Genomic DNA, 25,085 nt, shown 5'->3' with positions numbered 1-25,085 from the left:
CGACGCCTCACCCCGCCATGTCCGGTCCCGCTCGCCGTTCCAGTGGGGCCGCCGCCGCCGAGTTCATCACGTTGAAGACCACGCTGCCCGCCCGGTAGCGGTCGTCCGTCCACTCGATCGCCCGGCCCGCCGCCGTGTACGTCAGGTGGCGCTGGCGCAGCAACGGGCTGGCCCGGCGCACCCGCAGCAGCCGGGCGTCCTCGCTGCCCGCCGCGACCGCGTCGATCAGGTGCTCACCGTAGTGCGCGACGATGTCCGCCCGCTCCGCGATGCTGTCCATGATCGAGACGCAGTCCTCCGGCAGCGCCAGGACGGCCGGGGCCACCCAGCCCGCGTACACGGTCCGCTCGACCATCACCGGCTCCCCGTCCAGCCACCGCAGCCGCAGGACGTACAACACCTCGCTGCCCGGCTCCGCGTCCAGCCGCTCGGCCTCCTCGTCGGTCGCGGTCCGGGTCGTGCGGGTCAGGATCCGGCCGGCCACCTCGCACCCCATCGCCTGCGCCCACTGCGCGAAGCTGTTGAGTTGCCGGAAGCTCTGGTGGCGCTCCTGTCGCAGGACGACCCGCCGCGCCCCCTGCCGGGAGCCGATCAGCCCCTCGGATGCGAGCAGCGCCACCGCCTGGCGGACCGTGCCTCGCGAGACGGACCAGCGGCCGGCGAGGTCGCTCTCCGACGGCAGCCGGGAGCCGAGCGGATAGGCGCCGGTGCGGATGGCGTGCCGCAGCGACTCGGCGATCTCCCGATAGCGTGAATGACCCACGCGTCCCCCTGGCAGTGACTGGTTGTGTACAGGTCCGCTTCTGGGTGGCGGTCCTGTCGGTCACTCTAGCGTTGCCGCCCAGCGTTTCGATGCGCGGCCGTTACCTACCACAACCCCTGAACAGTCGGCTTTCCTCTTCCCGGGCTCTTGCGGCAGCGGACATGGGACGTTAACTTCCCGGCCACCTGACCCGGGCGAACTGGTGCCAGCTTGTATGAACAAGTGGCACTCACTTCGCTTCCGGGAGACACACCGTGCGCAGACCCCGACCCCGCCCCGACAACCGCGTCACCGGCCGTACGGTCGCCGCCGTCGCCCTTGGTACGGCCACCCTCACCGCCCTCACCGGGTGCGGCGCCGCACCCGAGCAGAAGGCCGCGACCGGTGTGAACGGGGTGAAGTCCACCGAGGCCACCTCGGTCGCCGACTTCGGCGGGCTGGAGAAGCTGGTCGCCGCCGCCGAGAAGGAGGGGGAGCTCAACGTGATCGCCCTGCCGCCGGACTGGGCGAACTACGGCGAACTGATCAAGACCTTCCAGACCAAGTACAAGGTCACGATCAAGAGCGAGAACCCGGACGGCTCCAGCTCCGACGAGATAGCCGCCGTCAAGTCCCGCAAGGGCCAGAAGCGCGCCCCCGACGTCCTCGACCTCGGTATCGCCTTCGCCCGCAGCGGCGCCGCCGAGAACCTCTTCGCCCCGTACAAGGTCGCCACCTGGGACAAGATCCCCGACAGCCAGAAGGACGCGGATGGCCGCTGGTACAACGACTACGGCGGCTACGTCTCCATCGGCTGCGACGCCGCCCGCATCAAGACCTGCCCCGAGACCTTCGCCGACCTGCTGAAGCCCGAGTACGAGGGCAAGGTCGCCCTCAACGGCAACCCGACCAAGTCCGGCTCCGCGTTCGGCGGCGTCTACGCGGCGTCCCTGGCCAACCAGGGCTCGTTCGGGGACATCCAGCCCGGCATCGACTTCTTCGGCAAGCTCAAGAAGAGCGGCAACTTCATCCCCGTCGAGTCCACCCCGGCGACCGTCGAGAAGGGCGAGACGCCGATCAGCATCGACTGGGACTACCTGAACGCCGGGTACGCCGACCAGTTCGAGGGCAAGGGCGTCGACTGGAAGGTCTCCGTACCGAAGGACGGGGTCTACGCCCAGTTCTACTCGCAGGCGATCAACAAGGACGCCCCGCACCCGGCGGCCGCCCGCCTGTGGATGGAGTACCTGTACAGCGCCGAGGGCCAGAACCTCTGGCTCAAGGGGTACGCCCGCCCGGTGCTGCTGTCCGCCATGACCGAGGACGGCACCGCCGACAAGACCTTCGTCGCCAAGCTTCCCGCCGTCGAGGGCACCCCGACGTTCCCCTCCTCCGAGGAGCTCGACAAGGCCAACGCCACGCTCTCCGAGAACTGGGACAAGGCCGTCTCCTGATGACCCCTTCCCACCCGACCGCCGCCCCGGGCCCCGGGGCGGCCGCTGTGAAGGCCGGAAGCCGTACGCGCCGTCGCCGGCCGCCCCGCGTTTGGCTCGGGGCCCTCCCGCTGCTCGTCTTCGCCGGACTCTGCTTCGGACTGCCCGCCGGCGCCCTGCTGTACGGGGCCATCACCCGTACCGACCCGGTCGCCGGGACCACCGAGTTCACCGGCGAGCACCTGACGCGCTCGCTCCAGGGGCCCTACCTCACCTCGCTCACCGGCAGCGTCGAACTCTCCGCGCTGACCGCCGCCATCGCCACCGTGTTCGGCGTGCTGATCGCCCAGGCCGTCGTCACCTCCCGGCGCGGCGCGCTGCGCGGGGCCGTGCTCACCGCCTCCGGGGTGCTCGCCAACTTCGGCGGCGTCCCGCTGGCCTTCGCCTTCGTCGCCACCCTCGGCATCTCCGGTGTGGTCACCCAGCTCGGCCACCTGGACGCGCTCGGCTGGAACATCTACTCCTTCACCGGCCTCACCGTCATCTACCTCTACTTCCTCATTCCGCTCATGGTGATCGTCGTGATCCCGGCGCTGGACGGACTGCGCCCGCAGTGGCGCGAGGCCGCCCGCAACAACGGCGCCACCGCCTGGCAGTTCTGGCGGTACGTCGGCCTGCCGGTGCTCGCGCCCTCGCTGCTCGGCGGGTTCGTCCTCCTCTTCGGCAGCGCCTTCGCCGCGCACGCCACGGCCGCCGCGCTGGTCGGCGGCTCCGTACCGCTGGTCACCCTGAAGATCGCCGACGCGCTCTCCGGGAACGTCCTGGTCGGCCAGGAGAACATGGCCCTGGCGCTGAGCCTCGACATGATCGTGATCGCCGGACTGGTGATGGCGGTCCATCTGCCCCTCCAGCGACGGAGCTCCCGATGGCTGCACTGACCACCACCACGCTCCCTGATGCCTCCGCCCCGGTGAAGGCGGTCCGCCGCTCCCGCCCGCGCTACTGGCGCGGTGCCGTCCTCGCCGTCGCCGGGCTCTACTTCGTCACCCCGCTCATCTCCTCGTTCGTCTTCACGGTCCACGTGCCGAACCAGGGCCTCACCTTCGAGGCGTACAGCGGCATCCTGTCGGCCGACGGCTTCACCGAGAGCCTGTTCCTCTCGCTCTCGCTGGCCGCCGCCACGATCGGGCTGGCCCTGGTGCTCGTCGTCCCCGCGCTCGTCGCGGTGCGGCTCGGGCCGCCCCGGCTGCGGGCCGTCGTCGAGGTCGTGTGCATGCTGCCGCTGGTGGTGCCGCCGATCGCCCTGGTCACCGGGATCGCCACCGTGCTGCGCTGGGGGCCCGACCACTTCTCGCGCACCCCGCTCTACCAGACCTTCCTGGCCGTCCAGAACGAGTCGTTCCCGGTGGTGCTGGTCCTCGCCTACACCGTGCTGGCGCTGCCGTTCGTGCACCGTTCGCTGGACGCGGGGCTGCGCGCCGTCGACGTACCCACGCTGGTGGAGGCGGCCAGGAACTGCGGTGCGAGCCGGTTGCAGGTAATCGTGAGCGTCATCCTGCCGAACCTGCGCTCGTCGCTCGCCGGGGCCTCGTTCCTGACCCTGGCGCTGGTGCTCGGTGAGTACACGGTCGCCTCGCTGCTGGGCTTCCGGCCCTTCGCGGTGTGGATCGTCACCGTCTCCGGCGCCCAGGCCCGGATGTCGGTCGCCGTGTCCTTGCTCTCCCTGCTCATCACCTGGGCCCTGCTGCTCGTCCTCTCGCGCGCCGGAACCGGGTCCTCCGCCTCTGCCACCGCGCTCCCGGCCGGTCCGGCCACGGTGACCCCGGCCGGTCCCGCCACGGCGCTCCCGACCGGTCCCGCCGCGACCCCGGCCGGTCCCGCCGCGACCCCGATCGCCGGAGCCGCTGCCTCCGTCCCGGCCACCGGAGCCGCTGCCTCCGCCCCGGCCATCGCCCCCGCTCCCGTACCCGTACCCGTACCCGGCAAGGAGTAGCCACCCATGTCAGCCCTGCCCGCCCCGCCCACCGCCACCGCCGGACGCCCCGAGCCGGCCAGGACCGCCGCGCCCGGGGGGCGGGCCGCCACCGGAGCCCGGGTGGAGTTCCGCTCCCTGCGCCGGGCCTTCGGCTCCACCGTGGCCCTCGACGGCCTCGACCTCACCGCCGAACCGGGCGAGCTCCTCGCACTCCTCGGTCCATCCGGCTGCGGCAAGACCACCGCGCTGCGGGTCCTCGCCGGGTTCGAGCAGCCCGACTCCGGGGAGGTTCTCGTCGACGGCGAGGACATCACCCCGGTCCCCGCCAACCGGCGCGACGCCGGGATGGTCTTCCAGTCCTACAGCCTCTTCCCGCACCTCAACGCCCGTGACAACGTGGCCTTCGGCCCCCGCATGCGGGGCGTCGCCACCGCCGAACGGCACGCCACCGCGGGCGAGCTGCTCGAACTGGTCGGACTGCCCGCCCACGGCGACCGCTTCCCGCACCAGATGTCCGGCGGCCAGCAGCAGCGCGTCGCCCTGGCCCGCGCCCTCGCCCTGCGCCCCCGGGTCCTGCTCCTGGACGAACCGCTCTCGGCACTCGATGCCAAGGTCCGGCTCACGCTGCGCGAGGAGATCCGCCGCCTCCAGCTGGCGCTCGGGATCACCACCATCTTCGTCACCCACGACCAGGAGGAGGCCCTCTCCATGGCCGACCGGGTCGCCGTCCTCAACGCGGGCCGCCTGGAGCAGTGCGCGCCACCGGCCGAGCTGTACGAGCGCCCCGCGACGCCGTTCGTCGCCGAGTTCGTCGGCACCATGAACCGGGTGCCCGGGCAGCTGACCGGCGACGGTTCGGTGGTCGTCGTCGGCGCCACGCTCCCCGTCGACGGTGACGTTCCCGCAGGCCGGGGCCCGGTCGACGTCCTCATCCGCCCCGAGAGCATCGGTGTCACGGCCGACGCGGACGGTACGGCCACCGTCGTCTCGGCCGCCTTCCTCGGCTCGGTCACCCGGGTCCTGCTCGACCTCCCGGGCGGCGTCGCGGTCAAGGCCGACCTCCCGTCGCGGGACGCCACGGAGCTTGCTCCCGGGGTACGGGCACGGGTCGCCCCGGTCCGGCGCCCGGTGCTGGTCGTGCCCGTACGGGAGACGGCGGCGCCGGAAGCCGCCTCCGACGACCGGGCGGACGCGTGAAGACACCCGCCCCCGCCGCCGTCCTCTTCGACATGGACGGCACCCTCGTCGACACCGAGGTGCTCTGGTGGGAGACGGCCCGCGAGGTCGCGGCCGGGCTCGGCCACCGGCTGAGCGACGCGGACGCTCCCGAGGTCGTCGGCCGGGCCGTCGCCGACACCGCCGCTCATCTGATCGGGGTGACGGGACAGGACCCCTCCGCGGCCCCCGGCACCGCCGCCGACCGGGCCGTCGCGCTGGAGCGCACCGCCGCCGAGCTGACCGACTCCTTCTTCCGGAAGGTCGACGCGGGCGCCCCGCTCCGCCCCGGGGCCGCCGCGCTGCTGGCTTCACTGGAAGCTGCCGGGGTGCCGTTCGCCCTGGTCAGCGCCTCACCCAGGAGCGTGGTTGACGCGGTGGTGGCCGGGTCGCTGGCCGGGGTGGGCTTCGCCTTCACGCTGTCGGCCGAGGACACCGTACGGACCAAGCCGCACCCGGATCCCTACCGGGCGGCGGCCGAGCGGTTCGCGGCGGACCCCGCCGCCTGTGTGGCGGTGGAGGACTCCCCGGACGGCACCGCCTCCGCCGACGCGGCGGGATGCGCGGTGCTGGTGGTTCCGTCGCTGCTCCGGGTCGCCCCGGGGCGGGCGCGGACGTTCGCCCGTAGCCTGGAAGAGGTGGACCTCAGGGTGCTGAGTGACTGCCTGAGGCGTCCGGATCCTGAAATCCGGAGTTCGAAACCAGCGTGATTCGCGCCACCCTTGATCGAAGGTGCGCTCAGATGAGCGATATGGTGGTGGCTGCACTTCTGGAAGACCTGGCACTCAGTGCCACCTAACAGTTTTCGGAAAGTGTACTCAGATGCGGAGTGGCGCGCTCACATGAGAGCCAACGGTCAAGAAATGGCCATGCTGACTTCAAGACCTGAACAGGGAACCGCACTCCACTCGGCGGCGAGATTCTTTAGATCTGCTGGCGGACGGGTGGTTGCGGTCGCATGACGACCAAGTGGACGTACCCATACACCTTCGATCTGGGTATGTTCCTGGCCGTCAGGGCAGCCACCGCGTCCTCGAGGAGTCGAGACCCGTGTCGGAAAACAAAGATCCCCAGAAGTTCGTCTACGACTTCACCGAGGGCAACAAGGATCTGAAGGATCTTCTGGGCGGCAAGGGCGCCAACCTCGCCGAGATGACCAACCTCGGGTTGCCCGTCCCTCCGGGCTTCACCATCACCACCGAGGCCTGCAAGGTCTACCTGGAGAGCGGCGACGCGCCGACCGCGCTGCGCGACGAGGTCAGCGCGCACCTCACGGCGCTGGAAGAGCGGATGGGCAAGCGGCTCGGCCAGGCAGATGACCCGCTGCTGGTCTCCGTCCGCTCCGGCGCCAAGTTCTCCATGCCCGGCATGATGGACACGGTCCTCAACATCGGCCTCTCCGACGCCTCGGTGGCCGGCCTCGCCACCCAGTCCGGTGACGAGCGCTTCGCCTGGGACTCCTACCGGCGCCTCATCCAGATGTTCGGCAAGACCGTCCTGGGTGTCGACGGCGACCTCTTCGAGGAGGCCCTGGAGGACGCCAAGGCGGCCAAGAAGGTCAGCGTCGACACCGACCTGGCCGCGGCCGACCTCAAGAAGCTCGTCAAGCAGTTCAAGAAGATCGTCCAGGACCAGGCCGGACGCGAGTTCCCGCAGAACGCCCGGGAGCAGATGGACCTGGCCATAAACGCGGTCTTCGACTCGTGGAACACCGACCGCGCCAAGCTCTACCGCCGCCAGGAGCGCATCCCCGGCGACCTCGGCACGGCCGTCAACGTCTGTTCGATGGTCTTCGGCAACCTCGGCCCCGACTCCGGTACGGGCGTCGCCTTCACCCGCGACCCGGCCAGCGGCCACCAGGGCGTCTACGGCGACTACCTCCAGAACGCGCAGGGCGAGGACGTCGTCGCCGGTATCCGCAACACGGTGCCGCTCGCCGACCTGGAGTCGATCGACAAGAAGTCGTACGACCAGCTCATGCAGATCATGGAGACGCTGGAGAACCACTACAAGGATCTCTGCGACATCGAGTTCACCATCGAGCGCGGCCAGCTCTGGATGCTCCAGACCCGGGTCGGCAAGCGCACCGCCGGTGCCGCCTTCCGGATCGCCACCCAGCTCGTCGACCAGGGCCTGATCGACGAGGCCGAGGCCCTCCAGCGCGTCAACGGCGCCCAGCTCGCCCAGCTGATGTTCCCGCGCTTCGACGACCAGGCCAGGACCGAGCTGCTCGGCCGGGGCATCGCCGCCTCGCCGGGTGCCGCCGTCGGCAAGGCCGTCTTCGACTCGTACACCGCGATCAAGTGGTCCCGCTCGGGCGAGAAGGTCATCCTGATCCGCCGCGAGACCAACCCCGACGACCTCGAAGGCATGATCGCCGCCGAGGGCATCCTGACCTCGCGCGGCGGCAAGACCTCGCACGCGGCGGTCGTGGCGCGCGGCATGGGCAAGACCTGTGTCTGCGGCGCCGAGGACCTGGAGGTCGACACCAAGCGCCGCCGGATGACGGTGGGCGGAAAGGTGATCGAGGAGGGTGACCTCGTCTCGATCGACGGCTCCACCGGCAAGGTCTACCTGGGCGAGGTACCCGTCGTACCGTCCCCGGTCGTCGAGTACTTCGAGGGCCGGATGCACGCGGGCGCCGACGACGCCGACGAGCTGGTCGCCGCCGTGCACCGGATCATGGCGTACGCGGACCGGGTGCGCCGGCTGCGGGTGCGGGCCAACGCGGACAACGCCGAGGACGCCCTGCGGGCGCGCCGCTTCGGCGCCCAGGGCATCGGGCTGTGCCGCACCGAGCACATGTTCCTCGGTGAGCGCCGCGAGATGGTCGAGAAGCTGATCCTGGCGGACACCGACGACGAGCGCGAAAGTGCGCTCGCGGCTCTCCTGCCGCTCCAGAAGGCCGACTTCATCGAGCTGTTCGAGTCGATGGACGGGCTGCCGGTCACCGTACGGCTGCTGGACCCGCCGCTGCACGAGTTCCTCCCCGACATCACCGAGCTCTCGGTCCGCGTCGCGCTCGCCGAGTCCCGCAAGGACGCCAACGAGAACGACCTGCGCCTCCTCCAGGCGGTCCACAAGCTGCACGAGCAGAACCCGATGCTGGGTCTGCGCGGGGTGCGCCTCGGGCTCGTCATCCCCGGTCTGTTCGCCATGCAGGTACGGGCGATCGCCGAGGCGGCCGCCCAGCGCAAGAACGCCAAGGGCGACCCGCGCCCGGAGATCATGATCCCGCTCGTCGGCACGGTCCAGGAGCTGGAGATCGTCCGCGAGGAGGCCGACCGGGTCATCGCGGAGGTCCAGGCGGCCACCGGCACCGACCTCAAGCTGACCATCGGCACCATGATCGAGCTGCCGCGCGCCGCGCTGACGGCGGGCCAGATCGCCGAGGCCGCCCAGTTCTTCTCGTTCGGCACCAACGACCTGACCCAGACGGTGTGGGGCTTCTCCCGCGACGACGTGGAGGCCTCGTTCTTCACCGCGTACCTGGAGAAGGGCATCTTCGGGGTCTCCCCGTTCGAGACGATCGACAAGGACGGCGTCGGCGCGCTGGTCCGCAGCGCCGTGGAGGCCGGCCGGGCCACCCGGCCGGACCTCAAGCTCGGTGTCTGCGGCGAGCACGGCGGCGACCCGGAGTCGGTGCACTTCTTCCACGAGGTGGGTCTGGACTACGTCTCCTGCTCGCCGTTCCGGATCCCGGTGGCGCGTCTGGAAGCGGGCCGGGCGGCCGCGCAGTCGCGTGGGAGCGACAGCCGCTGATGCGGTACGCATGACCAACTCCGGGGGTTTATAAGGGAATTGGGTGGGCCCCTCACCGGCCCGTCATCCCGGCGAGATCCCCGGAACACCCGAGAAGCGGCGGCACCCTGTGCGGGGGTGCCGCCGCTTCGCCTTGCCCGCGGAATATGTGCCGTAGATCGGCCCGGAGCGGAATGTGCGCTACCGATGTGGCGTGGCACACATTGCTTCGTTTAATGCGCAAAGAAATCGGGATGGCCGTCCGATGGACCGGGGTGCGGTCCATGGATCCCCACCCATGGACCGCACCCGGCTTACCCCCGTCGGGTACGGAGCCGCACCGTCGCCCGCCGCCGCCGAACACACAAAGCCCCCCACGGCCTTCACGTGCTCATCCGGCGGGCACCGGATGCGTACCCGACGTCGTACAGCTTTTCGGGTGAAGCGGAACGGGGCGAGACGTTTCACTTCTGGCCGAAACCCCGTGGTGACCTCCTGTGACGGTCCGCATACCCTTCGGTGGGGGCAATTGCGGATGCAACAGGTGGGGGAGTAGTGCTGCGGATCCATGTGTCCAGGCTGGACCTTTCGCGGGTGCGGATGGCCACGAGGCCGGACGCGATGTGGGAAACGATTCTCAGTTTTCACCGGCTGAGGGACCGGCGGGCTTCCACGGTGTTCGGGAAATGGCGGACAGAAACACGAGCGAGGCTGCATGGTGAAGCACAACTGCTGGCGGCGGTGGTCCCGCCCCGCGGCTATTTCCCGGATTTCCTGACGCCCTCGCAGGAAGGCGGCGAACCCTTCGGGCTGGACGTGGGAATGGAGGCCCTGCGCGACACCCCGGCCGACCGCATCCGCCGCGAGCTGGTCCTGATGGCGGCCGGACGGCGGCGGCAGCGGGGCGCGCGCGGGTCCGCCTGCCCCGACGCCGGCGCCGGGCGGATCGCGGCCGCGCTGCCCGCCGCGCTCTCCGAGGGCCGCGCCGAACCCCTCGCCCGGCTGATCGGCGCCCTGCGCAGCTACCACGACGCCGCCGTCGAGCCGTACTGGCCGCACATCCGGGCCAGCATCGAGGCCGACCGGGCCGTGCGGGGCCGCGCGCTCCTGGACGGCGGGACCGACGAGCTGCTGGCGACCCTGCCGCCGATGATCCGGTGGCGGGCGCCCGTGCTGGAGGCCGACTACCCCGTCGACCGCGACCTGTATCTCGACGGGCGGGGACTGCTGCTCCAGCCCTCGTTCTTCTGCCGGGGCACCCCCGTGGTCTACCGCGACCCGTCGCTGCCGCCCGTGCTCGTCTACCCGGTCACCCACCCCGGCGCCCCGGAGTTCGCCGAGCCCGGGCCCTGGCTCGGCCGACTCGTCGGCCACACCCGCTCCGCCGTCCTGCAGTCCATAGGCAACGGCTGCACGACGAGCGAACTGGCCCGCCGGGCGGGGGTGTCGCTCGCCTCGGCGAGCCAGCACGCCTCCGTGCTGCGCGAGGCGGGCCTGGTCCTCACCTTGCGACACGGCAGCTCGGTGCTGCACACCCTGACCCCGCTGGGCGGCTCCCTGCTCCGAGGAGGGGCCCCGCTCGCCCTGTCCTGACCCTGGACGCGCGGCTGCCCGGAATCCGTGGGAATCCCTCCGCGGTACGGCGATGAGTTCCGGGCGGCCCCGCCGTCTACCCCTTCGAAAGCGCCGGACGGACCGCCGCGGCGCGCGACGGGACAGAGGAAGAGGCAACGACCATGGCTCAGATGATCTTCGTGAACCTGCCGGTGAAGGACCTGGAGACCTCGAAGGGCTTCTTCGAGAAGCTCGGCTGTGCCATCAACCCGCAGTTCAGCGACGACAGGACCGCGTGTGTGGTCCTCAGCGACACGATCTTCGTCATGCTGCTGACGGAGCCGCGCTTCAAGGACTTCACCGAGAAGGACATCGCGGACGCCTCGAAGACGACCGAGGTCATCCTCGCCCTCAGCGCCGACAGCCACGAGAAGGTCGACGAACTCGTCGACGCGGCGCTGGCGGCCGGCGGGTTCCCGGCGGGTGAGACGCAGGACATGGGCTTCATGTACGGCCGCTCGTTCCAGGACCCCGACCGCCACGTCTGGGAGGTCATATGGATGGACCCGGCCGCCGTCGAGGGCGAGAGCTGAACCCGCCGGACGTACGCCGGGACCGAGTGGCAGGGTGTGCGCCGGGGCCGCCGGGGAGCCCCGGCGCACACGGGGGCGTCAGCTGCGGAACGGTCCCGTCACCTCGTAGGTGATGCCGCCGGACGAGCTGCCGCTGGTGCCGCGCTGCGAGGAGAAGTAGAGCCGCTTGCCGTCCGGCGAGAACGCCGGACCGGTGATCTCCGAGCCGGACTGGCCGGTGATCCGCAGGAACGGAGCCACCGTGTCGGCCGGCGTGATCAGGCAGATCTCCATGTTCCCGCCGTCCTCCGCCACGTACAGGTCGCCGGAGCCGGCCCGGGTGACGTTGTCGACACCGGTCAGCGGGGCCGCCCCGCCCATCACCAGTGAGTCGTCGTACGTCAGCGAGATCGACGAGGTGTTCGCGTCGTACGCCCACACCCGGTTGTCGCCCTTGGTGGTGAACCAGCAGGTGCCCGCCGCGTAGAAGCAGCCCTCGCCGCCGTTGAAGACCTTGGCGCCGGAGACCTGGTGGCGGGTCTGGGTCGAGGAGGCCGCCGGGTCCGGGACGTTCGCCCAGCTCACCGGCCCGGAGGTGCCCGTACCCGCCACCAGGACCTGGAGCGTGCCGCTCGACAGGTTGCCCCAGGTGGTGGGCCGGAAGCGGTAGAAGCAGCCGTCGGTCTCGTCCTCGGTGAGGTAGATGTAGCCGTGGTCGGGGTCGGCGGCCGCCGCCTCGTGCTTGAACCGGCCGAGCGCGGGCCGCCGCACGGAGGCGTTCACGCCCCACGGGTCGGTCTCGAAGACGTACCCCCGGGTGACCTCCTCGCAGGAGAGCCAGGTGTTCCACGGGGTGGAGCCGCCCGCGCAGTTGTTGTTCGTACCCGACAGGATCCGGTACGCGGACGTCACCGTGCCCGAGGAGTTGAACCGCACGGCGCTCGCCCCGCCGCCGCTGCCCGAGGAGACCTCGGCGTTGGAGACGTAGATCCAGCCCGAGCCGTCGGCGTAGGTCGCTCCGCCGTCGGGGGCGCTGTGCCACCGGTAGGAGGTGCCCGCCACGGTCTGGCCCGAACGGGCGATGACACGGCTGGTGAAGCCGCTCGGCAGCTGGATGCCGTTGCCGTTGGCCGCCTGCAGCGCGCCGTACGGGCCGGGGGCCGGCTGGGCGGGTGCGGCGGAGGCGGCGCCGCGCCACAGGGTGCCCCCGAAGGCCGCCGCCGAGCTGCCGACCACCGCCGTGCGCAAGAAGGTCCGACGTTCCACGATCACTCCACGGATGAGTGAGGGCCCGCCGCTCCGGACGGACCGGCGGGTCGCGCGTCAGGACTGTAGGAGCACGTAGTTGACGGATCGTCAATTCTGGGTGAACGGAGAGTGGATGAGGGCGGTCCGGGGCGTCGCTCCACCCGCACCGCGTACACCGGCACCGCGGCCTCCTCGTCGTCCAGGCACACCCCCGTGGCCAGGTCGAAGCGCTGCTTCAGCAGCGGCGAGGCCACGAACGGCCGCCCGTCCGCCGAGCCGAGCAGCCCGCGGGAGAGGACGTACGCGCCGGTGAACGGGTCCCGGTTGCCGATCGCGTGCACCCTCCCCGAGCGGTCCATGAACAGGGCCGCCTGCCCACCGTCCGGCAGCAGCACCGCGGCGCCGCGCCCGGGGCTCAGCCGGTCCAGGTCGCAGACGTCGAGCCAGCCGTCCGTGTGGGCGATCCGGACGACGGTCACAGGGGCGCTCAGCGTGTCGGTGGTCATCAGGACGGGGTCCCTTCGAGGGTGCGGACGGTGAGCACGGGACCCGCGAGCAGCCCCAGGTCCGGCTTGATCTGGTCCCGCTCGGGGACGAACCTCACCGAGGGATCGGGGGCGTCGGGGGCGTTGACGAAGGTCACGAACCGCCGCAGCCGTTCCGGGTCGCCGATGGTCTCGGCCCACTCGTCGCGGTAGCCGGTCACATGGTCGGCCATCAGCCTCTCCAACTCGTCGCACAGGCCCAGCGAGTCGTGGACGACGACGTCCCGTATGTGCTCCAGACCGCCCTCGATCCGCTCCAGCCAGGCCGAGGTGCGCTCCAAGCGGTCCGCCGTACGGATGTAGAACATCAGGAACCGGTCGATCAGCCGCACCAGTTCGGTGTCCGAGAGGTCCTGCGCCAGCAGGTCGGCGTGGCGCGGGGTGGCACCGCCGCTGCCGCCGACGTAGAGGTTCCAGCCGCCGGCGGTGGCGATGATCCCGAAGTCCTTGCCCCGGGCCTCCGCGCACTCCCGAGCGCAGCCGGAGACCGCCGACTTCAGCTTGTGCGGGGAACGCAGGCCCCGGTAGCGCAGCTCCAGATCGATCGCCATGCGTACGGAGTCCTGCACGCCGTAGCGGCACCAGGTCTGCCCCACACAGGACTTGACCGTGCGCAGCGACTCCCCGTACGCGTGCCCGGACTCGAACCCCGCGTCCACCAACCGGGCCCAGATCACCGGGAGCTGGTCGACCCGGGCACCGAAGAGGTCGATGCGCTGGCCGCCGGTGATCTTCGTGTAGAGGCCGAAGTCGCGGGCCACCTCGCCGATCACGATGAGCTTCTCCGGGGTGATCTCGCCGCCCGGGATGCGCGGCACGACCGAATAGGAGCCGTTGCGCTGGAGGTTGGCGAGGAAGTGGTCGTTGGTGTCCTGGAGGGACGCCTGCTCCCCGTCCAGCACGTAGCCGCTGGCGCCGACGGTCGGGGCGAGCGAGGCGATGACCGAGCCGACCGTCGGCTTGCAGACCTCGCAGCCCTCCCCACCGCGCGCCTCCTCGCGGCCGTGCGAGTCGAGCAGGGCGGTGAACGAGGTGACGCCCAGGGTCCGGACGATCTCGTACAACTCGGCCCGGCTGTAGGAGAAGCAGCCGCACAGACCGGTGTCCTGGCTCTGCGGCAGCAGCTGCCCGATCACCTTGACGCAACTGCCGCAGCCCGTTCCCGCCCGGGTGCACTTCTTCACCTCGGGCAGCGTGGAGTGCTCGCAGATCGCGCCCTTGGTCACGTTGTGGCAGGAGCAGATGACGGCGTCGTCCGGCAGCGAGGAGGGCCCCAGGGTCACCGGCCCGTCCGCACCGGCGGGCAGCACCAGCTGTTCGGGGGAGACCGGCAGGACGCTCCCCGTCATCGGCCGCAGGGTCCCGTAGCTGTCGGCGTCCCCGACCAGCACCCCGCCCAGCAGGGTGCCGTCCGCCCCGACGACCAGCTTCTTGTAGACACCGGAGCGGGAGTCGGCGTACACGACGTCCAGCGCGCCCTCCGCCGTCCCGTGCGCGTCACCGAACGAGGCCACGTCGACACCCAGCAGCTTGAGCTTGGTCGACATGTCCGCCCCGGTGAATCCGGCCTGCCCCCCGGTGAGCACCTCGGCCACGGCCTCGGCCATCTCGTAGCCCGGCGCGACCAATCCGTAGACCCGCCCGTCCGAGGCGAGCGCGCACTCGCCGATCGCGAACACCGCCGGGTCGGAGGTCCGGCACTGCTCGTCGACCACGATCCCGCCCCGCTCCCCGACCGCGAGCCCGCACTCCCGGGCCAGCTGGTCGCGCGGGCGCACGCCCGCCGAGAAGACGACGAGATCGGCGGCGAGCGTGGAACCGTCGGAGAGCGCCATCCCGTTCACCGCCCCGTCCGCGCCCGCGGTGACCTCCCGCGTACCGACCCCGGTGTGGACGGTCAGCCCCATCCCCTCGATCGTCCGCAGCAGGGCCGCGCCCCCGCCGTCGTCCACCTGCACCGGCATCAGCGGGGGCGCGAACTCCACCACATGGGTGCGCAGTCCGAGCCCCTTGAGCGCCCCGGCCGCCTCCAGGCCGAGCAGCCCGCCCCCGACCACCGCGCCGGTCACCGCCCCCTTCGCGTACTCCTCGATCGCCAGCAGGTCCTCGATCGTCCGGTACACGAAAGCGCCCCGGGCGTCCTTCCCCGGCACCGGCGGCAGATACGGGTACGAGCCCGTCGCCAGCACCAGCGTGTCGTACGCGAACACCGCCCCGGACCGCGCGGTCACCGTCCGCCCCGCCCGGTCGATCCGCTCGGCCGGGTCGCCGACGTACAGCTCGATGCCGTGCCTCTCCATGAACCCCGGCTCCACCAGCGAGAGCTCCTCGGGGGAGCGCCCGGCGAAGTACGAGGTGAGCTGCACCCGGTCGTAGGCGGGCCGGGGCTCCTCGCAGAGCACGACGACCCGGGCCCGCCCGGCGGCCGGGGTCAGCCCGCGCGCGGCCAGCGACTCCAGGAACCGCTGGCCGACCATGCCGTGCCCGACGAGGACGTAGGTGGGGGTGGTGTTCGGGCTGGTGGGTTCCGGCATCTCAGTGGCCTCCGTCGGTGAGCAGGTGGAGCAGGGACATGGCGGCGGGCAGCGGTTCGTCGTCCTGCCAGGTGCGGGCCAGGCTGGAGACCGCGCCGAGATCGCCCAGGAGCACCCCGCCGGCCAGGCGCCCGTCACGGACGACGACCGTGCGGTACGCGCCCCGGGTGGCGTCGGCCAGCCGGATCACGTCGTCACCCGGCAGCGGACGGGCCTCGCCGAAGGCGGCCCGGGCGAGGGCTGCCAGGGGGACAGGGGAGCGCAGGGTCAGCCGGGTCAGCGCCCGGGTGCCCTCGTAGCGGGCGGGCCGTCCGGCCAGCACATCGGCCAGCACATCGGCCTGTTCCAGCGCGGGCCCGGCCAGTCCGTAGAGCGTGGAGCGGTGCTCGGCGCAGTCGCCGAGAGCGTGGACGTACGGGTCCGAGGTGCGCAGTTCGTCGTCGACCACGATCCCCTTGCGGACCTTGAGGCCGGCGGCCCGGGCGAGCCCGGCCCGGGGCCGCACCCCGCAGGCCAGCACGGTGACGTCGGCGGCGAGCTCGTAGCCGTCGGTGAGCTCGACGGCCCGTACCGCCCCTTCCGCGCACCGCAGTCCGCGCACCCGGCACTCGGTGTGCACCTTCACCCCGAGCGCTTCGAGGTGGACGCGCAGCAGGGCGGCCGCCTCCGGATCGAGCTGGCGCTCCATGAGGTGCTCGCCCTGCTGGGCCAGCACCACCTGGGCGCCGCACTCCGCGAGCGCCCGGGCCGCCGACACCCCGAGGAGCCCGCCGCCGATGACGACCGCGCGCACTCGGGGGCGTACGGCGGCGCGCAGGGCCAGGGCGTCGTCGAGCGTGCGGAAGGGGTGCACCCCCTCCGGCAGGGTGGGGCCGAGCCCGCGCAGTGGCGGCAGCACCGGGTTCGAGCCGGTGGCCAGGACCAGGCGCCCGTAGCGCAGGACGCTGCCGTCGGCGCAGTGGACCAGCCGGTCGGCCCGGTCGATCCGGACCGCCCGCACCCCGCGCCGTACCTCGGTGGCCGGCAGGGCGATGACGTCCGGGGCGTACCGCCCGGCCAGCACATCGGCCAGCAGCACCCGGTTGTAGGGGGCGTGCCGCTCCTCGCCGATGACGGTGGCCCCGGGGACCCGCGCGGCGAGCCGGGCGCCGGCCATCCCGGCCCCGATCACCACGACGGGCGCGGGACTCTCCGTCTTCTTCCTCATGGGCAGGAGCATGTGCGGCGGGTGTTACCCAGCCGCATCCCGCCGGTTTCCCGGGCGGAACCGTGCGCTCAGCGCCGGGCGGCGGCCCCTGTGAGGACGGTGGCCCCTGTGGAAACCGCCGACAGGCCGCCCTTTAGTGTCAAGGACATGCCGGACATCACCCTGACCACCCTGGTTCTCCTCTGCCTGGCCGCGGCAGCCGCGGGCTGGATCGACGCGGTGGTGGGCGGTGGCGGGCTGCTGCTCCTGCCCGCGCTGCTGCTCGGCCTGCCGAACGTCCCGGCGGCCCATGTCCTCGGCACCAACAAGGCCGTGGCGATCGTCGGCACCTCGGGCGCCGCGATCACCTATGCACGCAGGGCCCCGGTCCAGGTGGGGCTGGCGGTACGGGTGGGGCTGATGGCGCTGGCCGGCTCGATGGCCGGGGCGTTCTTCGCCGCCGGGATCAGTAGCGAGGTGCTGCGCCCGGTGATCATGGTGGCGCTGCTCGGGGTCGCCGCCTTCGTCCTGCTGCGTCCGTCGTTCGGCACGGCGGCGCCGGGCGACACCGACGCCCGGCCGGTCACCCGGGCCCGGATCGTCACCGCGGTGGTCCTGGTCGGCGGCGGGATCGGCTTCTACGACGGCCTGTTCGGGCCCGGCACCGGCACCTTCCTGGTGCTGGCCCTCACCGCCGTGCTCCACCTGGACCTGGTGGCCGCGTCGGCCACCGCCAAGATCGTCAACGTGTGCACGAACGCGGGGGCGCTGGCGATGTTCGCGTACCAGGGCACGGTCCTATGGCAACTGGCCGCCCTGATGGCGCTCTTCAACCTGGCGGGCGCGATGGCCGGGGCGCGGATGGCGTTGAGCCGGGGCAGTGGTTTCGTCCGGGCGGTGCTGCTGACGGTGGTGTTCTCGCTGGTGGCGAAGCTGGGCTACGACCAGTGGACGGCGTAGGTACTCTCCACGGGCTCACCGCACATCGGTGAGATGGGCGTACGCCACCACGTTGCCCTGGTAGCCGGTCTCCTCCGAGAAGCCGCCGCCGCAGGTGATCAGCCGCAGCGAGGCGTGCGGGGAGTCGCCGTAGACGCGCTGGTCGGGGAAGTCCTCGTTGTCGTACACCTCGATGGCGTCGACCGAGAAGACCGCCGTACGCCCGTCCTCGCGGACGACCTCGACCCGGGTGCCCTTGGTCAGGGCGCCGAGGGCGTAGAAGACGGAGGGCCCCTCGGCGTTGTCGACGTGCCCGGCGACGATCGCGGTGCCCCGGGCGCCCGGCGGGACCCCGTCGGCGTACCAGCCGGCCAGATTGCGGTCCTCGTCCGGCGGGACGTCCAGGCTGCCGTCACGGCCGAGGCCCAGCCGCATCATCGGCGCGTCGACCTCGATGCCCGGGATGCGGATGCGGACCGGGTCGGAGGGGCGCAGCGGGTCGGCGACCGGCGAGCCGGGCTGGAGCTCGGGCCCGGCGGCGAAGGCCTGGGCGCTGGAAGGCTGCGGCGGGATCAGCTGGTCGCCGGAGCCGTTCTGGACGAGCCAGACGCCGCACAGCACGGCGATGCCCACCAGCCAGCCTTTGGCCTTCTGCGCGCTCTGGGACACGTCGTCGTCCTCGTCAACCAGATGGGTCTCGGATCGAGGGTGGGCCGGGCGCGCTCGGGGACGCGCCCGGCCCGGTCGGGGCGGGGGAGCGGCCGGCTCCCCCGGGCCGGGTTCTGGGTCCGGGTCCTGGGGTCGAGGCCCCGGACCTCGCGGCCCGTGCCTCAGCTGCCCTCGGTGGACTCGGTGCGGCGGCGCAGCAGCCACAGGCCGCCGACGGCCGCCATGCCGATCACGCCGACGCCGATGGCGACCCGCGTGGAGTCCGGCTCGACGCTGCCGCCGACCCCGGTCCGGACATGACCGGACGGGCGGTCGTGGTCGGGCTTCTCGTGCTTGCCGCCGCCGACCACCTTGAGGTCCCCGACGGCGTCCTTGCCGTCGTCGCAGGAGACGACGATCTCGTAGACGCCGGGCCGGGTGTCGTGCGGCACGGTGAACTGGCCGACGAGCACCTCCTTGTGCGTACCGTGGCGGACCTCGAAGTCCCCGGCGTCCAGGGAGTTCGCGTCCCCGATGCCCGAGCCCTTGGGGCCGCAGGCGGTGGTGTTCACGGTGACCGTGGAGCCGGGGGGCGCCGTCGCCGGGGTGATCTCCAGCCGGCCGAAGTCGTCGCCCGCGTACGCGGGCGGGGCGGCGGTGAGACCGAGCGCTATGACGGTGACCGCGGCGGAGGCGGTACCGGTCACGAGGCGGGCAGGACTGCGCATGGGGATTCCTCCGGGCAGACGGCGCGAACGGTTGTGTCCTGCACCTGACCTAACGGGTGGTCGGCGCCGCACGCCTCCTGACGCCAAGTCAGCTTTCACCCGTACGGACCGGCGTGGCACCGTTGCCGCGAGGGGTCGGTGCAGGTCACGGCGGTGCGACTGGGCCGTTCGGTCCGTGCGGACGGACCGGGTGCCGATCGGGTGAGCCGACAGCATGGTGTGATGTGCGTCACATGCATGGGCTTTCGGGCCGGGGGCACACGACAGAACAGCTCCCCCCACGGGACGGACTCCCGCCCCCATGGCATCCGCCCCCACCCGGCCCGCCCCCCCCAGGCCCGGTGGGGGCGGTGTCGGGTCCGGACCGGCGGCTCCCCCTCGCCGGACCGGCTTCAGGGCGCCGTCGCGCTCCACATGATCAGCGGCGGGCGTACCCGGGCGCACAGCGGCTGTCCCTTGGCGTCGGCCAGCCCCAGTCGCCCGGTGAGATGCCCGGAGTCCGCGGCGGCTTCGAGGACCTCGGGTCCGACGTCACAGAACATCAGCTTGGCGCGCCGGAACATGGTGAAGAGCCCGGCGTCGTCCACCGTGCCCCATGACAGATAGACGAACCGCCCGCCCAGCCGGTTCTGGATGTACGGCCCCGAGATCTCGACCCCGTCCGCCGTGGCCTTCACCGCGCAGTCCAGGGTCCAGGCGGCGGCCGGGGCGTCCCCCGGGACCAGGCCGAGCAGTTCGCCGGGCCGGTCCTTGCGCTGGACGCCGACGTGGATGTTCTCGAACCCGGGAAAGTCGGAGTCCGGCCCGCAGGTGCGGCCCGGGAGCGCTGAGGCCTCGATATGGATCTGCATACTCCCCATGGTCCGTCACGGCGGCCCGGGCCGGTCGCCCCGGGCCGGCCTTCCGGAGAGGCTGCCCGGCCGACCGTCCCGGCCCGCCTTCCGGAGAGGCTGCCCGGCCGACCGTCCCGGCCCGACGCCGCACGCGGCCCGCCGACGCGCTTCCTTACGCGATCTGTCGGACGCGGCCCGACGACGCGCTTCCGTACGCGATCTGTCGGACGCGGCCTGCCGACGCGCTTCCGTACGCGATCTGTCGGACGCCGCCCGCCGACGCGCTTCCGTACGCGATCTGTCGCACGCCGCCCGCCGACGCGCTTCCGTACGCGGCCGGTCAGACGCCCTCCGTGGGCGCACTCCCGTACGCGGCCTCCAGCCGGGCCATCACTCCATCCGCCTCCCCGTCGACCGCGAACTCCACGGCGTCGATCCGCCGCACCGGCGCGATCCCCTGCGAGTTGCAGAGGAAGGCACTCCGGTACACACCCAGCCCGTCCAGCGTCACCGCGCGCCGGACCGACGGCTCCCCGGCCGCCGCGAGGCCGCGCTCCAGCAGCGCCATGGTGATGCCGATGAGCGCGGGGGCGTCCGGCCACACCACTGAAGTCCCGTCCCAGAACCCGATGTTGGTGATCGCGCCCTCGGTCACCACACCGCCCGGGGCGGTCAGCAGCGCCTCGTCGAACCCGGCCCGTGCGGCCAGCATCCCGTAGTACGTCTGCCCGAACTCACCGGGCCGCTTGATGTGCGGCACCGCCCGGGCGTACGGCACCGACATCAGGCTCCGGGCTCCCGGCGCCATCGCGGCGGGCTCACGAACGGTGACCATCACCCGCGTACGGTTCTCCCCGGGCGGCAGAAACCCGTGCACCCGCACCGAGGCGTCCCGCAGCCCCGTACGGTCCAGGGCGTGCCGGATCAGCTCCCGCACCCGGCCGCCGTCCAGAGGAAGCCGGAACAACTCCCGGTTGGCCGCGTCCAGCCGGTCGAGGTGCAGCCCGAGCCCCCGCACCGCCCGGTCCCGGACCTGCAGGGCGGTGAAGTGCCCGAACCCGAAGAGGGCGGGCACGCGCAGGTCGTCCTCGGTGGCGGGGCGGCCGTCCATCTCGACGTGGGGGAGGGGCGGGGGTGGTGCGGTCGGCGGGTGGCTCGTCATACGGCCACCGTAATCGGGGTGGCGGACGGCGAAGGTCCGGCTCAGCCCACCGGGGCGGGGACCGGCAGCTTTCTGGCCTTGATGTTGCTGGCGACCAGCGTTCCCGTGGCGTCGACGATGCCGAAGACCGGGTACCCCTCGATCCGGAACGCCCTCTCGGTCGGGCCCTCGTGCGGCGCGTCCTCGACCACCACTTGCCCCACGGTGCGCAGTGGCTCCGCCAGCGCGCGTGCCTCCTCCGCGTCCCCGTGCACGAAGGTGACGACGGGCCGGCCCAGCGCCCGGTGCTGCTCGGCCACGTCGAGGAAGTGCGGAAGCTGCTCCTTGCACGCCGAGCAGGTGGTGGAGACGAAGCCGATCAGCGCGTTGCGCAGGTTCTCCTGCGAGATCCGGCCACCGTCGAGCGTGTCGGCGGCGAAGGCCGGGACCGCCGAGCCGTTGGGCAGCATCAGCCCCGGGTCGTCCCCGGCGTACGGCTCGGCCCGCTGGACCCGGAGCTTACGGATGACGCCGAAGGTGAGCAGGAGGTTCAGCAGGCACAGCACCGCCAGTATCACGACGGCGGCGATCAGGAACGGCATCGGTTCTCCTGGTGGGTGAAGCGGGCTCGGAGAGCAGTGCGGCGAGTTCGTCGGTGCCGAGGACCAGCAGTATCCCGGCGAGCGCCGCGAACGCGGCGGTGGCGAGCCCGCCCGGGTGTGCGGGGAAAGCGGTTGCCCCGGCCGGCGCCGCGACGACTCCCAGGGCCACGGCTGCGAGCAGGGCCCCGTTACGTACGACATGGTGGCGGCCGATCGGGGTGTCGGACGACCCGAAACAGGCGCAGGAAGTCTGCGTGCCCTGGCGCAGGGCATGGATCAGACCCAGGGTGAGAGCGGTCAACAGCGATCCGGCGAGAAGGAATCCGGCCAATCCACCGGGCCGGGTCAGAAGCAGGAGCGGAATGGCGCATTCGGCGGCCAGTACCGTCCCGGCGACCGTCCGCAGGAATCTCCTGGGAACCCCCATAGCCAGGGTTGACGCCTCGAATCGCAGGAATGCCGACCGGCCGCGCAATTTGCTCACGGCGGAGACCACGAAGATCCCGCCGATCAGAAGACGGCAGGCCAGCAAGGCGTAGCCCATCAACTCCCCCATGCTCGACGTGCACTGACGCAGGGCAATGTAGCCCGCCGCGCGCCCGCTGTGCATGCTGTTCCGAATGGGCGGAGAAAATATCTCGGTGTCTGCGTAAACGCTTGACACGCCGAAAAATTCGTGAGGGGTGGGAGGAGAAACGGAACTGATACCTCCTCTGGTGTGCGCGCCTTCACGCGGCATACAGTGCGCCTGTTTTGAACTCCCGACGAAAGGAAACGTCATGCTCGGAAAGCTGAGTGACAAGGTCCTGAGTCTCGTGCTGCGCGAGGAGCGCGCGGGCGCCTGCATTCCGGAGCACGGCCAGCTCTGCTACTGCCGGGGCGGCTACCGCTACCTCTTCAACTGCAACGGCATCTGTAAGAAGAGCAGCGTCAAGTGCTGAAGCCCGACGGGTACACATCCGTCCGCTGACGCGTAGCGGTCTTGAGGAAGCGCTCTCGGGCGAATCCGTGCGACGCCCGAGAGCTGCCCCGCCCCGAGGGGCCGGGGCCGATCAGTGAAGAGTGCAGCTGTGCCCGACACACCCGAGCAGGACCGGACACCCGAGCAGGACCGGTCGGTGCTACCGGGCGAACCGGAGGCGCCGGACGCACCGGACGAACCCGGCCTGCGCCCCCACGCGCGACTGCGCCTGAGCGCGGCGCTGACCTGCGTGGCCCTCCAGTTCCGAGCTACGCGGACCGGCACCTCGGCCATGTTCGCCGCCGCCGTGGTCGCCGGGCTGCTGCCCGCCCTCGCCGCCTGGCTCAGCAAGCTGCTCTTCGACGAGATCAGCCGCGGGAGCGCGGCCGACGTCGGGCACGCCACCCTGCTCGCGGTGGTGCTCGCCGCCGTCGGAGCGGCCACCGCCGTCACCCAGCAACTCGCCTCCTACCTCGACGAAGTCGTACGGCAACGGCTCGTCGTGACCGTCGAGGACCGCCTCTTCGCCCGCGTCAACCACTTCCGCGGCCTGCGGCTCTTCGAGACGCCGGCCTTCCACGACCGGTTGCGACTGGCTCAGGAAGCCGCGCAGGACGCACCCCACAACATCACCATGTTCAGCCAGACCGCCGTCCAGGCGTGCGCGTCCGTGGCCGGGTTCACCGGGGTGCTGCTGGCCGTGTGGCCGCCCATGGCCGGGCTGCTGGCGCTGGTGGGCGCCGCGGCGCTGGTGGCCCGCCTCCATCAGGCACGACGCCAGGCCGAGGTCTCCGAGCTGGTGTCCGGCAAGTACCGCCGCCGGATGTTCTACCGGGGACTGCTCACCGACCCCCGGGCCGCTCAGGAGATCCGCCTCTTCGGCCTGGGCGGGTTCATGCACGGCCGGCTGGTGCGCGCCCTCGGCGACGCGACCGATGCCGAACTGCGTGTGGCCCGCCGGGGGATGCTCGTCCAGTCCGGCTTCGCGCTCCTGAACTCCGCGGTCACGGGGCTCGGCACCGTGGTCGTCGCGGTCGGGGCCGCACACGGCAGGTTCGGGGTCGGTGACGTGGTCCTGTTCGTCGCCGCCGCGGCAGGGATCCAGGCGACCACCGGCGGCATCGTGGCACAGGCGGGCATGGCGGTCGAGGGCACCCGGCTGTTCGGTCACTTCCTCGACCTGATGGAGACGCCGGACGACCTCGCCTCCGGCGACCTCCCCGTCCCCGCGCTGCGCGACGCCATCGAGCTGCGCGACGTCTGGTTCCGCTACGACCCCTCCGGGCCCTGGGTGCTGCGCGGTGTGAACCTCACCGTCGAGGCCGGAACGGCGGTCGGACTGGTCGGCAGGAACGGCGCCGGGAAGAGCACCCTGGTGAAGCTGCTGTGCCGCTTCTACGACCCGGTGCGCGGCCAGATCCTCTGGGACGGCGTGGACATCAGGACCATGGACGTGACGGAGCTGCGCCGCCGCATCGGCGTGACCTTCCAGGACTACATGGCGTACGACCTCACCGCGCAGGAGAACATCGGCGTCGGCGACCTCCCCCGGCTCGCCGACCGCGAGGGTGTGCGGGAAGCGGCCCGCGAGGCGGGAGTCGACGAGCGTCTCACCGCCCTCCCCGAGGGGTACGACACGCTGCTCAGCCGGGTCCAGGTCGACGACTACGACGCCCGGCCCGGCACCACCCTGTCCGGCGGACAGTGGCAGCGGGTCGCCCTGGCCCGCTCGCTGATGCGCGGGCAGGCGGACCTGCTGATCCTCGACGAGCCCAGCTCCGCGCTGGACGCCCAGGCGGAGCACGACGTCCACCTGGCCCTGCGGCGGCACCGGTCGGACCGGACCAGCGTGCTCGTCTCGCACCGGCTGAGCACGTTGCGGGACGCCGACGTCATCGTGGTCCTGGACGGCGGATCCGTCGCGGAGACCGGCACGCACGATCGCCTGATGGGCCGACAGGGCCGGTACGCGGCCCTGTTCGCGGTGCAGGCGGCGGGATACCAGGACACGAGGGTGGTGTGAGCGATGCCCGGTGCGACACGGGCGCGGTTGCTGTGGGCGGGCGCCCCGGTGGGGGCGGTGTGCCTGGGGGCGGTGCTGCTGCGCGGGAAGCTGGTGCTGATCCGGGTCACCGGCTCCAGCATGGCGCCCTCCTTCGGTGATGGCAGCACCCTGCTGGTCCGCACGGGCGCGCGGGCCCGGCTCCACGACGTGGTCGTCTTCCGCAACCCGCTGGCGGAGCACAGCCCGGACCGGCTGGAGTGGCTGGTCAAGCGGGTAGCCGCACTGCCGGGCGACCCGGTGCCTCCCGAGGTGCGCGAGAGAGTGGGGGCCCGCCCGGGCGACCCGGTCCCGGCCGGCCGCCTCGTGGTCCGCGGCGACGCCGAACGCACCCAGGACTCACGGCACTTCGGTTACGTCCCCGCCGCCTCCGTCCTCGGAACCGTCGTCGGCGGGCGACGCCGGAGGTGACCGGGGCAATCCGCA

The 25,085-nt window shown here is 71.9% G+C and carries 22 protein-coding genes and 1 pseudogene; 12 read left to right on the top strand and 11 right to left on the bottom strand.

Annotated elements, in window-relative coordinates:
* Nucleotides 1–7: 7 nt before the first annotated feature.
* Complete coding sequence (locus tag ACIQAK_RS03305; protein ID WP_366388018.1) at nt 8–763, bottom strand: GntR family transcriptional regulator; 756 nt, start codon at nt 761–763, stop codon at nt 8–10.
* Between the two features lie 254 nt (nt 764–1,017).
* Here ACIQAK_RS03305 and ACIQAK_RS03300 point away from each other — a divergent pair, with 254 nt between their 5' ends.
* The 8 genes from ACIQAK_RS03300 to ACIQAK_RS03265 all read left to right on the top strand — a co-directional run bounded on the left by ACIQAK_RS03300 (nt 1,018) and on the right by ACIQAK_RS03265 (nt 11,253).
* The gene (locus tag ACIQAK_RS03300; RefSeq protein ID WP_366388019.1) at nt 1,018–2,196 is read left to right on the top strand and encodes an extracellular solute-binding protein; all 1,179 of its coding nucleotides are present in this window, start codon (nt 1,018–1,020) and stop codon (nt 2,194–2,196) included.
* Nucleotides 2,196–3,113, top strand: a complete 918-nt coding sequence (locus tag ACIQAK_RS03295; protein WP_366388020.1) for an ABC transporter permease subunit — start codon at nt 2,196–2,198, stop codon at nt 3,111–3,113. The genes ACIQAK_RS03300 and ACIQAK_RS03295 overlap by 1 nt, the downstream gene beginning before the upstream one ends.
* Nucleotides 3,101–4,168 (top strand): ABC transporter permease, encoded by a 1,068-nt coding sequence (locus ACIQAK_RS03290; RefSeq protein ID WP_401362594.1) that lies wholly within the window; start codon nt 3,101–3,103, stop codon nt 4,166–4,168. The genes ACIQAK_RS03295 and ACIQAK_RS03290 overlap by 13 nt, the downstream gene beginning before the upstream one ends.
* A 6-nt stretch (nt 4,169–4,174) precedes the next feature.
* Nucleotides 4,175–5,347: an ABC transporter ATP-binding protein gene (locus ACIQAK_RS03285; protein ID WP_366388021.1), complete on the top strand. Its 1,173-nt coding sequence runs from the start codon at nt 4,175–4,177 to the stop codon at nt 5,345–5,347.
* Nucleotides 5,344–6,075 (top strand): HAD family hydrolase, encoded by a 732-nt coding sequence (locus ACIQAK_RS03280; protein WP_401362591.1) that lies wholly within the window; start codon nt 5,344–5,346, stop codon nt 6,073–6,075. Before ACIQAK_RS03285 ends, ACIQAK_RS03280 begins: the two co-directional genes overlap by 4 nt.
* Before the next feature lie 340 nt (nt 6,076–6,415).
* A complete protein-coding gene (ppdK, locus tag ACIQAK_RS03275; protein WP_366388022.1) occupies nt 6,416–9,127 on the top strand; it encodes a pyruvate, phosphate dikinase in 2,712 nt (903 codons plus the stop codon).
* 534 nt (nt 9,128–9,661) lie between these two features.
* Entirely contained in the window at nt 9,662–10,699 is a 1,038-nt protein-coding gene (locus tag ACIQAK_RS03270; protein WP_366388023.1) for a winged helix-turn-helix domain-containing protein, read from the top strand.
* A 143-nt stretch (nt 10,700–10,842) separates the two neighbouring features.
* Nucleotides 10,843–11,253 (top strand): VOC family protein, encoded by a 411-nt coding sequence (locus tag ACIQAK_RS03265; RefSeq protein ID WP_366388024.1) that lies wholly within the window; start codon nt 10,843–10,845, stop codon nt 11,251–11,253.
* 78 nt (nt 11,254–11,331) lie between these two features.
* On the opposite strand, the gene ACIQAK_RS03260 is transcribed toward ACIQAK_RS03265, so the two are convergent.
* From ACIQAK_RS03260 to ACIQAK_RS03245, 4 genes and pseudogenes are all read right to left on the bottom strand, one after another.
* Nucleotides 11,332–12,498: an alkaline phosphatase PhoX gene (locus tag ACIQAK_RS03260; RefSeq protein WP_366388025.1), complete on the bottom strand. Its 1,167-nt coding sequence runs from the start codon at nt 12,496–12,498 to the stop codon at nt 11,332–11,334.
* Between the two features lie 137 nt (nt 12,499–12,635).
* Nucleotides 12,636–12,986, bottom strand: a pseudogene (gene nirD / locus ACIQAK_RS03255) (nitrite reductase small subunit NirD); the annotation flags it as partial.
* Nucleotides 12,986–15,559: a nitrite reductase large subunit NirB gene (nirB, locus tag ACIQAK_RS03250; protein ID WP_366388026.1), complete on the bottom strand. Its 2,574-nt coding sequence runs from the start codon at nt 15,557–15,559 to the stop codon at nt 12,986–12,988. The pseudogene nirD and the gene nirB, both read right to left, overlap by 1 nt.
* A 1-nt stretch (nt 15,560) precedes the next feature.
* Nucleotides 15,561–16,766 carry an FAD-dependent oxidoreductase gene (locus ACIQAK_RS03245; protein WP_366388027.1) on the bottom strand — a complete coding sequence of 402 codons (1,206 nt, stop codon included), beginning with the start codon at nt 16,764–16,766 and terminating at the stop codon, nt 15,561–15,563.
* Nucleotides 16,767–16,913: 147 nt separating this feature from the next.
* Between ACIQAK_RS03245 and ACIQAK_RS03240 the strand changes: the two genes are divergently transcribed.
* Nucleotides 16,914–17,705, top strand: coding sequence for a TSUP family transporter (locus ACIQAK_RS03240; RefSeq protein ID WP_366388028.1), 792 nt, complete (start codon nt 16,914–16,916; stop codon nt 17,703–17,705).
* Between the two features lie 15 nt (nt 17,706–17,720).
* Here the strand turns inward: ACIQAK_RS03240 and ACIQAK_RS03235 are convergent, their stop codons facing one another.
* From ACIQAK_RS03235 to ACIQAK_RS03210, 6 genes are all read right to left on the bottom strand, one after another.
* Nucleotides 17,721–18,353, bottom strand: coding sequence for a class F sortase (locus ACIQAK_RS03235; protein WP_366388029.1), 633 nt, complete (start codon nt 18,351–18,353; stop codon nt 17,721–17,723).
* A gap of 161 nt (nt 18,354–18,514) precedes the next feature.
* Nucleotides 18,515–19,060, bottom strand: a complete 546-nt coding sequence (locus ACIQAK_RS03230) for a hypothetical protein (RefSeq protein ID WP_366388030.1) — start codon at nt 19,058–19,060, stop codon at nt 18,515–18,517.
* 392 nt (nt 19,061–19,452) lie between these two features.
* Nucleotides 19,453–19,911 carry a DUF5990 family protein gene (locus ACIQAK_RS03225; RefSeq protein WP_366388031.1) on the bottom strand — a complete coding sequence of 153 codons (459 nt, stop codon included), beginning with the start codon at nt 19,909–19,911 and terminating at the stop codon, nt 19,453–19,455.
* A 322-nt stretch (nt 19,912–20,233) separates the two neighbouring features.
* The gene (locus ACIQAK_RS03220) at nt 20,234–21,055 is read right to left on the bottom strand and encodes an aminotransferase class IV (protein WP_366388032.1); all 822 of its coding nucleotides are present in this window, start codon (nt 21,053–21,055) and stop codon (nt 20,234–20,236) included.
* A gap of 41 nt (nt 21,056–21,096) precedes the next feature.
* The gene (locus ACIQAK_RS03215; RefSeq protein WP_366388033.1) at nt 21,097–21,636 is read right to left on the bottom strand and encodes a hypothetical protein; all 540 of its coding nucleotides are present in this window, start codon (nt 21,634–21,636) and stop codon (nt 21,097–21,099) included.
* Nucleotides 21,554–22,417, bottom strand: a complete 864-nt coding sequence (locus ACIQAK_RS03210; RefSeq protein WP_366388034.1) for a MauE/DoxX family redox-associated membrane protein — start codon at nt 22,415–22,417, stop codon at nt 21,554–21,556. Before ACIQAK_RS03210 ends, ACIQAK_RS03215 begins: the two co-directional genes overlap by 83 nt.
* Between ACIQAK_RS03210 and ACIQAK_RS03205 the strand changes: the two genes are divergently transcribed.
* From ACIQAK_RS03205 to ACIQAK_RS03195, 3 genes are all read left to right on the top strand, one after another.
* Nucleotides 22,416–22,577, top strand: coding sequence for a hypothetical protein (locus ACIQAK_RS03205; protein WP_366388035.1), 162 nt, complete (start codon nt 22,416–22,418; stop codon nt 22,575–22,577). The genes ACIQAK_RS03210 and ACIQAK_RS03205 overlap by 2 nt on opposite strands.
* 129 nt (nt 22,578–22,706) lie before the next feature.
* The gene (locus ACIQAK_RS03200; protein ID WP_366388036.1) at nt 22,707–24,620 is read left to right on the top strand and encodes an ABC transporter ATP-binding protein; all 1,914 of its coding nucleotides are present in this window, start codon (nt 22,707–22,709) and stop codon (nt 24,618–24,620) included.
* Nucleotides 24,621–24,623: 3 nt separating this feature from the next.
* Nucleotides 24,624–25,070 carry a S26 family signal peptidase gene (locus ACIQAK_RS03195; protein ID WP_366388037.1) on the top strand — a complete coding sequence of 149 codons (447 nt, stop codon included), beginning with the start codon at nt 24,624–24,626 and terminating at the stop codon, nt 25,068–25,070.
* The last annotated feature ends 15 nt before the right edge of the window (nt 25,071–25,085 follow it).

This window comes from Streptomyces sp. NPDC088706, assembly GCF_044752765.1.
Classification (GTDB): Bacteria; Actinomycetota; Actinomycetes; order Streptomycetales; family Streptomycetaceae; genus Streptomyces.
This window is presented reverse-complemented; position numbering and strand designations above follow the sequence as displayed.